The organism is Amycolatopsis sp. lyj-346, from assembly GCF_046548975.1.
Lineage (GTDB): Bacteria > Actinomycetota > Actinomycetes > Mycobacteriales > Pseudonocardiaceae > Amycolatopsis.
Genome location: NZ_JAJPWT010000008.1, coordinates 310,392 through 321,518 on the forward strand (window position 1 = coordinate 310,392; position 11,127 = coordinate 321,518).

Below are 11,127 nucleotides of genomic sequence, written 5' to 3' on the forward strand. Positions count from 1 at the left end.
CATGGACACGAACGTTCCCGGGAAGGGACCCGCGGTGGTGGACACGGACGTGCTGATCGTCGGCTACGGCCCGGTCGGCAAGGTGCTGGCGATCCTCCTCGCCCGCCTCGGCCACGGCGTCACCGTGGTCGAGCGCTGGTCGGAGCCCTACCGGATGCCGCGTGCGGTCACCTACGACGACGAGGCCGCGCGCATCCTCGCGCTGACCGGCGTCGCGGACTCGCTGGACGACGTCATCGAACCCACGCGGGACTACACCTTCCGCAACGCGCAGGGCCTCACGCTGATGCACCTCACCGTGCCCGAGCGGGGCTGGTGCGGCTGGCCCGAGTCGACGTCGATGTACCAGCCGGGACTGGAAGCGGCCCTCGACGCGAAGGCGGCCGAACTGCCCAACCTCACCGTCGTGCGCGGGCACGTGGTGGAGGAGCTCACCGACCACGGCGACCACGTCGAACTCGTCGCGAAGGGCCCCGGCGGCGAACGGTTCGGCGCGACCGGGCGCTGGGCGGTCGGCTGCGACGGCGCCAACAGCTTCGTCCGGAGCCGGATCGAACCCGGGTTCACCGACTTCGGCTTTTCGCCCGACTGGCTGATCTGCGACGTCGTGGAGAACGAGCCCCGCGAGTTCACGCCGAACAACCTGCAGATCTGCGATCCCGCCCGGCCGCGGACCTCGGTGTCGGCGGGGTACGGCCACCGGCGCTGGGAGTTCATGCGGCTGCCCGGCGAGCCGGTCGAGGAGTTCGGCTCGATCGAGACGGTGTGGCGGCTGCTGGGGCTGTTCGGCATCGACCGGTCGAACGCGACGCTCCGGCGGCACGCGGTCTACACCGTCCGGGCGCGGTGCGCCGACCGGTGGCGCTCGGGTCGCCTGCTGCTGGCCGGCGACGCGGTGCACGTCATGCCGCCGTTCCTCGGCCAGGGCATGTGCTCCGGGTTCCGCGACGCGGTGAACCTGACGTGGAAGCTCGACCTGGTGCTGGCCGGCCTGGCCGACGCGCGGGTGCTCGACTCCTACACCACCGAACGCGGGGCGCACACGCGCTCGGTGATCGAGGCGTCGGTGGACATCGGCAAGGTCATCTGCGAGACCGATCCCGCCGCCGCTCGCGGCCGCGACGCGACCATGGTCAAGGCCTTCCGCGCGGGCCGGCAGCAGGGGCAGCAGCGGCGGGTCTACCTGAAGCTCGCCGACGGCCTCCTGCACCGCGACGACGCCGGTGCGCCGGCCGCCGCGGCGGGAGACCTGACCCCGCAGGGGATGGTGGCCCGCGGCCCGCACACCGGCCGGTTCGACCAGGTCGTCGGGCCCGGGTTCGCGCTGATCGGCAGCGAGCACCCGGACGACCTGCTCGACGCGGACAGCGCCGGCTTCCTGAAGGCGATCGGAACGCGGCTGGTGCGCGTCCTGCCCGCCGGCACACCGGCCGCCGGGGGCAGCGAGCACGACGTCGTCGACCTCGACTCCGTGTACCTGCCCTACCTCGAGCGGACGGGTGCGGTCGCCGTGCTGGTGCGCCCCGACTTCTACCTGTTCGGGGCCGCGGCCGGGCCGGCGGAACTGACCGGGCTGGTCGCGGACCTCCGCCGTCAGCTCACGGAACCCGGGTAGCAGGGGAGGACCGGGTGAAGCCGCTCGTCGAGCGCACCGGGCAGCTGCGTGCCCTCGACCGCCTGCTGGCCGCCGTCCTGGCCGGGAAAGGTCAGGTGGCGCTGGTGGACGGTCCCGTCGCCAGCGGGAGAACGACGCTCCTGCGGGCGTTCGCCGAACACGCGGAGGACGCCGGGGTCGTGGTGCTGGAAAGCACCGGCTCGCACGCGGAACGGATGCTGCCCTGGGGCGTGCTGAACCAGTTCGGGCACGGCACGAGCTTCCCGGCCGGCCTGCTCGAAGACCTGCCGCCGTCGCTCGCCGACGGCGACACGGGTTCCGGCGCGCCGGAACCGGGTGTCGTGCGGGTCTTCGACCGGCTGGCTTCGGCGGTCCTGGACCTGGCGGCCCGGTCGCCGGTCGTGCTCGGCGTCGACGACGTGCAGCACGCGGACGCGCTGTCGGTGCGCTGGTTGCTGCACCTCGTCCGGCGCGTGGGCTCGGCGCGCATCTTCGTCGTGCTCACCGACGACGCCACGGTGACGACCACGCACCCGCCGTTCCGGGCCGAGCTGTCGAGGCACGCGCACTTCCGGCGGTTGAGCGTCGGCCCGCTGTCCGGTAGCGGCGTGGGCGAGCTGCTGTCGGCGCACTTCGGCGAGACCGAGGCGCGGGGGCTGACCCCGGAACTGCTGGCCGCCAGCGGCGGGAACCCGGTGCTGGTGCACGCTTTGCTCGAAGACCACCGGGCCGGGGGTGCCGTCCGGCGGCGGGGGTACGGGGTGGCGTTCGTCAGCTGCCTGCACCGCGGCGGGCCGGACCTGACGCAGGTCGCGCGGGCGATCGCCGTGCTCGGCGACGGCTCGTCACCCGGCGACCTCGGCCGGCTGATCGGCGTCGACGCCGAGACGGTCGGCGGGCTGCTCCACGCGATGACCGCGGCGGGACTGCTGACCGGCTGCGGGTTCCGGCACCCGGTGGCCAGGGCCGCCGTGCTGGACGACCTCGGCGCGCAGCGGCGCGTCGCCCTGCACCGCCGCGCCGCGGGACAGCTGTACGAACGGGGGCGGCCGGCCGCGGAGATCGCGCCCCACCTCGTGCAGGCAGGCGAAGCCACCGAGCCGTGGGCCGGCGGCGTCCTGCTGGAAGCGGCCGGGCAGGCGGTGCTCCGCGACCGGCACCGGGCCGCGGTGGACCTCTTCGCGCTGGCGCACCGGTCGTCCGCGGACGACGCCGGCCGCGCGGCCATCCTGAGCCGGCTCGCGCACTCCGGCTGGCAGGTCAACCCGGCGGCGGCGGTCCGCCACCTCGCCCCGCTCGTCGTCGCGGCGCGCGAGGACCGGCTGGGGCACCGCGATCGGCTCGTCCTGGTCAAACAGCTGCTGTGGCACGGCCGGGTGGACGACGCCGTCGAGGTCCTCGGCCTCGTCCGCGCCGCCGCCGCGGACGACCCCGGCCGGGCGGCCGAACTGAGGGACGTCGAGCAGTGGCTGACCTGCGTCCACCCGCCGCTGGCGCGCCGCCGCCGTCCCCCGGCCCGGCAGAGCGCCCACCAGGACACGCTGCTCCCGGCCAAGAGCGACCCCGTGCTCAACGCGGTGGCCGAGCTCTCCGGCCTCCTCACGCACGGCCGCACCGGAGACGCGACGGCCCGCGCGGAGCAGCTCCTGCGTGACGGCGACCTGGTCCGGACCGCCTCGTGGGGTGACGAGGCCACCCTGCTCGCGTTGCTGGTCCTGCTCGGCGCCGACCTGCCCGGCCCGGCCATGCTCTGGTGCGACCGGCTGCGGACCTCGGCGGCCCGCCGGGAAGCCGTGACGAGGCAGGCGATCCTCACCGCGGCGCAGGCCGAAATCGCCCTCAGGCAGGGCAGCCTGGCCGACGCGGCCGACCACGCGCGGGCGGCGATGGCCCTGGTCGACCCCACGGCGTGGGGCGTCGCGCTCGGCCTCCCGCTGGGGAGCCTGGTGACGGCGGCGACCCGGATGGGCGACCACGACGACGCCGCGAAGCACCTCACCCACCCCGTCGACGACGCGATGTTCACCAGCCGCTACGGGCTCCACTACCTGCTCGCCCGGGGCCACCACCACCTCGCCACCGGCAAGCGGCACGCCGCGCTCGCCGACTTCCTGTCCTGCGGGGAGACCATGCGGGCGTGGGGCGTGAACATGTCCGAGCTGATCCCGTGGCAGGCGAGCGCCGCGGAAGCCTGGCTGAGCCTGGGAAACCAGGACCAAGCCCGGCGCCTGGCCTACGAGCAGCTCGCGGAGCCGGACGTCGGGCGGCACGCCAGAGGCCTGTCGCTGCGGGTGCTCGCGGCCACGACCCCCGTCGAGCAGCGGCCGCGGCTGCTCACCGAAGCACTCGACCTGTTCGAAGCGTGCGGCGCCCGCTACGAGCAGGCACGCGCGCTGGTCGACCTGAGCTGCGCCCACCACGAAGCGGGCGACGGCCGCCGGGGCCGCATGGTGTTCCGCCGCGCCTGGCACCTGGCCGAAACCTGCGGGGCAAGGCCACTGACCCAGCGGCTCCTGTCGATCAGCGCCGACGTGGGCGACCCGTCGACCGGCCCGGACCCCGGCCGCCACCGCGCGGTGCTGACCGGCTCCGAGGAGCGGGTCGCGCTGCTGGCCGCGATGGGCTGCACCAACCGGGAGATCGCGGAGAAGCTCTACGTCACCGCGAGCACGGTGGAGCAACACCTCACGCGGGTCTACCGCAAGCTGAACATCAAGTCCCGCAAGGACATCCCGGCGGACCTGAGCGCGAACGCGCCGGTGCGGCCGGGCCGCGGGTAGCCGGCGAGCCTTCCGGCCGCCCGCGTCCCGCGCGGCCGAGGCCCCAATGTGGCCTTGGGTGCGTTGGGCGCACCGAAGGCCACCTTGGGTGCGTTGGGCGCACCGAAGGCCACCTTGGGTGCGTTGGGCGCACCGAAGGCCACCTTGGGTGCGTTGGGCGCACCGAAGGCCACCTTGGGTGCGTTGGGCGCACCGAAGGCCGCCTTGGGTGCGTTGGGCGCACCGAAGGCCACCTTGGGTGCGTTGAGCGCACCGAAGGCCACATTGGGGCGCACCCGTCGGCGGGCGACCCCAGCCGGCGGCGCGAACGATTCCGACACGGGCCGCCGGTCGCCGGTGCTACGGCAGTTCGGTGCGGCCCGGCTCGGTGGCGTTGACCAGCACCGTCATGTTGCCGCCCGGGTGCTGGTTTTCGTACATGAGCTGGTGGGCGGTCCCCACGCTTTCGAAGGACTCGCACCAGGTCAGGCACGGGTCGAGGTGGCCGGAGTCCACCAGCGAGATGACCTCGCGGCAGTGGCGCAGGTTCGCGAAGTGCGAGCCCTGCAGGCGCTTCTGCCGCATCCACAGGAACCGGAGGTCGACGTCCGCGTGGTAGCCGGTGGTGCCGCCGCAGATCACCACCATGCCCGCGTTGTCGCAGAGGTACATCGAGGTCGGGATGGTGTCCTCGCCGGTGTGCTCCAGCACGATCTTGGGTGCCGTGCGCGAGCCGACGACCTCCCAGAACTTCTCGCCGAACCGGCGGGCTTCCCGCAGCCACGCCGTGAACGCGGCTTCGTCGCCGAAGTCCGGCAGCTGGCCCCAGTGGTGGAAGTCGCGCCGGTCGATCGTGCCCTTCGCGCCGAGCTTCTCGCAGAAGTTCGCGCGCTCCTCGCTCGAGACCACGGCGACCGGGATGCCGCCGTGCAGCGCGACGATCTGGATCGCCATCGAGCCGAGGCCGCCGGCACCGCCCCAGATCAGCACCGGGTCGCCCGGGCGCACCGTGTTCGGCGGCCAGCCGCAGAGCTGGCGGTACGCGGTGGCGCCGGTCAGCAGGAACGCCGCCGCCTCCTCCCACGACAGCCGCGCGGGCTTGGGGTGGCACTGGTAGTCGTCGACGAGGCTGAACTGCCCGAAGGAGCCGTAGCTCTCCTGGTAACCCCAGGCCGACTGGCTCTTCGACGCGATCGTGTCGGCCCCGAGCCGGATGTCCGGCGCCGACTCGTCCCACATGCAGCCGGAAAGCACGACGTGGTCGCCGACCGAGACGGACTGCACGCCGTCGCCGACCGCCCACACCACGCCGGAGCCCTCCGAGCCGCCGATGTGGAACGGTTCGCCGCCCCCGCGCTTCAGCCGCGCGGCGATGACGTCCAGCGGCTTCCCCATCGCGGACCAGATGTTGTTGTAGTTGATGCCGGCCGCCATGGTGTAGACCAGTACCTGCCCGCGACCGGGCACCGGGGTGTCGACCACCTCGGTCCGGAATGCCTGCTCGGGCGGCCCGTACCGCTCCGGCCGGATCACGGACGCGTACATTTTCGGCGGAATTTCGCCGAAAGGTGGGGTCTCGCCGATTTCGTAGAGTGTTTTCATCGATTTCCTCATGTCGACGTGACCGCTGGTCCGCTGGGCGGCGCGAGGCAGTTGACAACCCGGTGTTCGCGGCGAAGTCTAGGTCGGCGGCGCGAATGCCCGGTACCCCCTAGGAGCGGCAGGCAGGGGTCCTCGCCGGAGCTTAGGGGGTTGTCCGGGGTCGCGGCCGATCGATAGGTTCGCCTCGACATTTCCCGACGCGGCGGGAACGGGATTCTGCCGATTCCCGCGCCGGGGGACACCGTGTTTTCCGGCGCTCGCCCGCGCGTGAATCGACGGGACGGACTTCATCCCGGTGCCGAGTGCGTTGACTGAAAGAGAGTGCCTGGTAATGGGAGCAGCGCGCACGAGCTACACCAAGCAGGTTTCTCCGATGGAGACGTGGTTCCTGTCGTATCCGGAATCGGTGCCGGGTGTCATCCAGATCGTCGTCGAGGGCGACGGCCGGATCGGCCACGACGAGCTGACCCGCGCGGTCGCGGTCGCGTCGGAAGCCTGCCCCGGCGCGCGGCTGGCCCGCCGGGACAGGACGTGGGTCGACACCGGGGTGGCCCCGGTCGTGCGGTCCGTGCCGGGTGCCGAGTTCGACCGCACGAAGTTCTCCGGCGTCCCCGAGCTCTACCAGCCGCTCATGCGGGACGGGGACGGCCCGACCTGCGAGGTCCTGCTGATCACCGGCGACCCGTGCGTCGTGGTGTTCCGCGCCTTCCACGGCGTGATGGACAGCAAGGGCGTGCTCCTGTGGCTCGAAGACGTCTTCCGGGTGCTGCGCGGTGAGCCGCCGGTGGGCGCGCCGTCCCCGATCACGGTGACCGAACTGCTCGACGGCGTTCCGGTCCCGCCGCGGCCGGGGCTCAAATCGGACATGGAGTGGCCGTCGGCGCTGGGACCGCGGACCCCGGGCCGTCCGGGCATCTTCTGGCGACGGCGGACCGTCGACGGGGTGCACCCCGCTCTGGTGGCCAAGGTGACCCAGGCGATCACCCGGTTCTGCGGCCGGGACACCGGCCGGTTCCTGGTGCCCGTCGACCTGCGCCGGTACCTGCCGGACGTCCGCGCGACCGGGAACCTGGTCCAGACCCCGCTGATGGAGGTCCGCGGCGACGACTCGTGGGAGACCGCGCACGAAGCGCTGCTGACCCTGCTGAGCAGCGGGCGGGACCTGGCGGCCACGGTCGAGACCTCGCTGCTCGACATCCCGCTGGCGAAGCTGCGCGAGCAGGTCGTCGCCCTGGACTCCTTCTCCGCGAAGCGTGACCGCTACGCCGCGCTCGCCGTCGTCTCCCACGTCGGGCGGATCGACCTGACCGGGCTGACCACGGATTCCTTCGTCGCCAAGGTGATCTACGGGTTGCCCAGCCTCGGCCTGGTCGGCCCGCCCGAGCTGAACATCGTCGAGTGCGGCCAGCGCACCGAGATCACCGTCGGCTGGTACAACGGCCCGACCGTCATCGACGAGGCCGAGAAGCTCCTCGACCACCTCGAAGGGGCCCTCTCGCCCCGCAAGCACCGGCAGTGGGCCGGCAACGACACGGAGCGGCCGCAGTCCCGGCCGGGCACCGTCGTCGACTGGTTCGCCCAGCAGGCCGCGGCCAGCGGCGGGAAGGTCGCGCTCGCCGGCCCCGAAGGGGACGTGACGTTCGCGGAGCTGGACCGGCGGTCGGACGCGATCGCCGCGGAGCTGACCGGCCGGGGGCTCGGCCGGGGTTCGGTGGTGGGCATCGTCGCCGCGCGGACCGTCGCCGCGGTGGCCGGCATCTGGGGGGTGCTCAAGGCGGGCGCCGCCTATGTGCCGCTGGACCCCGAACAGCCGGACCACCGGATCACCGAGATCATGCGGGACGCGGGGTGCGCGGCCGGCCTGGTCGAGCGCGCCTTCCTCGATCGCCCGCTCGCGCCGGCGGGCTGCGGGCTGCTGGCGCTGGAGGACCTGGCCGCGAACACCGGCGAGCGCCCGGACGTGGAGATCCGGCCCGACGACCTCGCCTACGTGATCTACACGTCCGGCTCGACCGGCCGCGCCAAGGGCGTCGAGGTGACCCACGGCAACCTGGCCGCCTTCGCCGGCTGGGCGATCCCGGCCTTCGGGATCGACGCGGAGATCCGCTTCCCGCTGTTCACGTCGCTGGCCTTCGACCTGCCCAACACCGCGATCTACCTGCCGCTGCTGGCGGGCGGCTCGATCGCGCTGGTGCCCGACGCGCCCAACCACCTCGTCCTGCGCGAGATGCTGGAGCGCTCCGGCGCCAACGCGCTGAAGGTGACGCCCACGCACCTCGACCTGATCAACCGGCTCGACCTGAAGCCGGCCGGGTTCCGCGTGGTGATCTCCGGCGGGGAGCTGCTCACCGGCGCGGTCGCGGCCCGGGCCCAGCGGACCTTCGGCGAAGACTGCCGGATCTACAACGAATACGGCCCCACCGAAGCGACCGTCGCGTGCACGTCGCACCTGTTCGACGCCGCGAAGGAGAGCGAGCTGGCCTCGGTCCCGATCGGCGTCCCCGGGGACAACACGAAGATCTTCCTGCTGAACGGCGAAGGCCGGCACGTCGAGATCGGCGAGATCGGCGAGATGTACCTGAGCGGCGCGCAGGTCGCGCGCGGCTACCGGGGCCGGCCGGAACTCAACCACGAACGGTTCGTCACGCTGGCCGACGGCACCCGCGCCTACCGCACGGGCGACCTCGCGAGGGTGCTGCCCCACGGCGAGCTGGAGTGCCTCGGGCGCAACGACGAGCAGTTCAAGCTGCTCGGGCACCGCGTCGAGCCGGCCGAGACCGCCCGGGTCCTGGAAGGGCACGACGCCGTCGCCGGCGCGTTCGCGCTCGGCCACGCCCGCCGCGCCGGCGGCGACAAGAGCCTGTGCGCCTACGTCGTGCTGCGCGAAGACGTTCCGGTGGCGGACCTGATCGAGTACCTCCGGGGACGCCTGCCGAGCTACCTGGTGCCCACGGCGATCGTCGTGGTCCCCGAGCTGCCGCTGACCGCCAACGGCAAGGTGAACGCCTCGGCCCTGCCGGACCCGTTCGGCGACATCGTCGCGGCGGCCCCGGTGAAGACCCGCGTCCGCGACGACGTCGAAGAGGCGGTGGCCAAGATCTGGGCCGGCACCTTGATGCTGGAGACCGACGAGGTCAACGACGTCGCCGACTTCCACCAGCTCGGCGGGAACTCGGCCACGCTGCTGGCGATGCTGGCCGCGGTGTCCAGTGAGGTCGTCGGCGGCGGGCAGGAGCGGAACTTCCTGCGCAAGCTGCCCCTGATCATCCGCCGTCCCACGTTGGAGTACGTGTCGGAACTGGCACGCGAGGCGCGTGCCGCCGCCCGCCCGCCCGCCTGAGCCACGACCACGCGAACGGGAGCGGCTGGACCCATGCCCTTGGACAGTGGTGGTGCTTCGCGCGTCGCGGTGGTCGGGTTCGCGTCCGGCCGCGGGCCGGCGGTGACGATCGCCCGGCGCGCGCTGGAGAACGCGGCGATCCTCCCCGGTCCGGCGGAGGTGGCCGGGCTCTTCACCGCCGGGCACGCGGCGCCGTCCGCCGCCGAACTCCACCTGACGGGCCCGGCGGTGCCGTCCGGCGGCTCGCTCGTGTCGGCGGTTCACCTGGCGGCGCGGAGCATCCAGGCCGGCGAGTCGATCCTCGCGCTCGCCGGGTGGGTTTCGCCGGGCCGGTCCGATTACGTGGTGCTGAAGTCCGCGGCGCACGCCATCGCGGACGACGATCCCGTGCACTGCCTGCTCGGACCCGGTGCGGTCGCCGGTCTCGACGACGTGCCGGCCGCCGACCTCGTCGACGCACTGCCCGGCCTCCCCGCGTTGTTCGCGCGGAGCGCGGTGCTTCGCTGTGCCGAGGAATCCGGAACCGGGAACGCGCTGGTCCTGGAAGCGCCGCCGGAGCGGCCCGCGCTGCCCGAGCCCGCGACGGTCGTGCCGGTTCTCCTTTCGGCCGGCAGCCCGGAAGAGCTGCGCGGGAAGGCCGAGACCCTGCGCGGGCACCTCGACCGGGCCGAGCCGCGCCTGCTCGACGTCGCGCACACGCTGGCGGTCGCGCGGCCGCACCTGGCGCACCGCGCGGTCGTGCTCGGCGCGGACCGGGCGGAGCTGACCGCCGGGCTCGCGGAGCTGGCGACCGGTGCGGTCGCCCCGGTCGCGGCCGGGAGCGGGCGCAAGGTGGCGCTGATGTTCCCCGGGGAGGGCGGGCAACGCCCGGGCATGGGCCGTGAGCTGTACTCACGGCTCGAGGTGTTTGCCGAAGCCCTCGACGAGGTGTGCGCGCACCTGGACGCCGTCTCGACGTGGTCGGTGCGCGACCTCCTGCTGGGTGACGGCGGGACCGGCGTCGCGCCCGCCGACGAAGCCCTCTACAGCCAGGACGCGTTGTTCGCGGTGCAGATCGCGTTGTTCCGGCAGTTCGAGCACTGGGGCGTGCGCCCGGACTTCGTGGTCGGCCACTCGGTGGGGGAGCTGGCCGCGGCCACGGTGGCCGGGGTGTTCTCGCTGCCGGACGTGTGCGCGGTGCTCGCCGAGCGGATCCGGCTGTTCCGCGAGAAGACGACGGTCGGCGGCGCGATGGTGGCGATGCGGGTCACCGAGGCCGAAGCCCGCGAATCCCTCGAAGGCTGCACGGACCGGGCGGCGATCTCCGCGGTCAACGCGCCGCGGTCCGTGGTCGTTTCCGGCGACCGGGACGTCGTGCTGCGGATCGCCGGCGAGTGGGAGCGACGCGGCCGCAAGGTCAAGCGGCTGGCCGTGGACCGCGCCTTCCACTCCCCGCACATGGCGCCGATGGCCGCCGGCTTCCAGGAGTTCCTGCGTGGCCTGCCGTCCCGGCCGCCGGGCATCCCGATCATCCCGGTGCACCCCGGCTTCGGCGACGACCCGGAGGTGGTGTGCCGTCCCGAGTACTGGGGCGGGCAGGTGCGCGGCACCGGGCACTTCCTCGGCTGCGTGCGGGGGCTTGCGGCGGCGGGCGTGGACACCTACCTGGACATGAGCGCCAACGGGGTGCTCGCCGCGCTCGTCGAGGAAACACTGCCCGAGGCCGCGCGCGGCGACGTCCTCGTGACGTCGGCCCTGCGGGACGGCCGATCCGAGCTCCACGCGGTGCTGGGCGCCGTGGCGGGGCTGCACGGGCACGGCGTGCCGCTCGC

General features: G+C 73.4%; 4 protein-coding genes and 1 pseudogene. 4 read left to right on the top strand and 1 reads right to left on the bottom strand.

Going from position 1 to position 11,127, the window contains the following annotated elements:
• Position 1: 1 nt before the first annotated feature.
• Positions 2–1,615: a bifunctional 3-(3-hydroxy-phenyl)propionate/3-hydroxycinnamic acid hydroxylase gene (locus ACLJQE_RS24545; RefSeq protein WP_410641677.1), complete on the top strand. Its 1,614-nt coding sequence runs from the start codon at positions 2–4 to the stop codon at positions 1,613–1,615.
• 14 nt (positions 1,616–1,629) lie between these two features.
• On the top strand, positions 1,630–4,395 hold the full coding sequence (locus ACLJQE_RS24550) for a helix-turn-helix transcriptional regulator (protein WP_410641678.1): 2,766 nt from the start codon (positions 1,630–1,632) through the stop codon (positions 4,393–4,395).
• A 339-nt stretch (positions 4,396–4,734) separates the two neighbouring features.
• On the opposite strand, the gene ccrA is transcribed toward ACLJQE_RS24550, so the two are convergent.
• A complete protein-coding gene (gene ccrA / locus ACLJQE_RS24555) occupies positions 4,735–5,976 on the bottom strand; it encodes a crotonyl-CoA carboxylase/reductase (protein WP_410641679.1) in 1,242 nt (413 codons plus the stop codon).
• 373 nt (positions 5,977–6,349) lie between these two features.
• Between ccrA and ACLJQE_RS24560 the strand changes: the two genes are divergently transcribed.
• Both ACLJQE_RS24560 and ACLJQE_RS24565 read left to right on the top strand, forming a co-directional pair.
• Complete coding sequence (locus tag ACLJQE_RS24560) at positions 6,350–9,316, top strand: non-ribosomal peptide synthetase (RefSeq protein WP_410641680.1); 2,967 nt, start codon at positions 6,350–6,352, stop codon at positions 9,314–9,316.
• A gap of 33 nt (positions 9,317–9,349) precedes the next feature.
• A pseudogene (locus ACLJQE_RS24565) lies at positions 9,350–11,101 on the top strand (acyltransferase domain-containing protein); the annotation flags it as partial.
• Positions 11,102–11,127 lie beyond the last annotated feature (26 nt).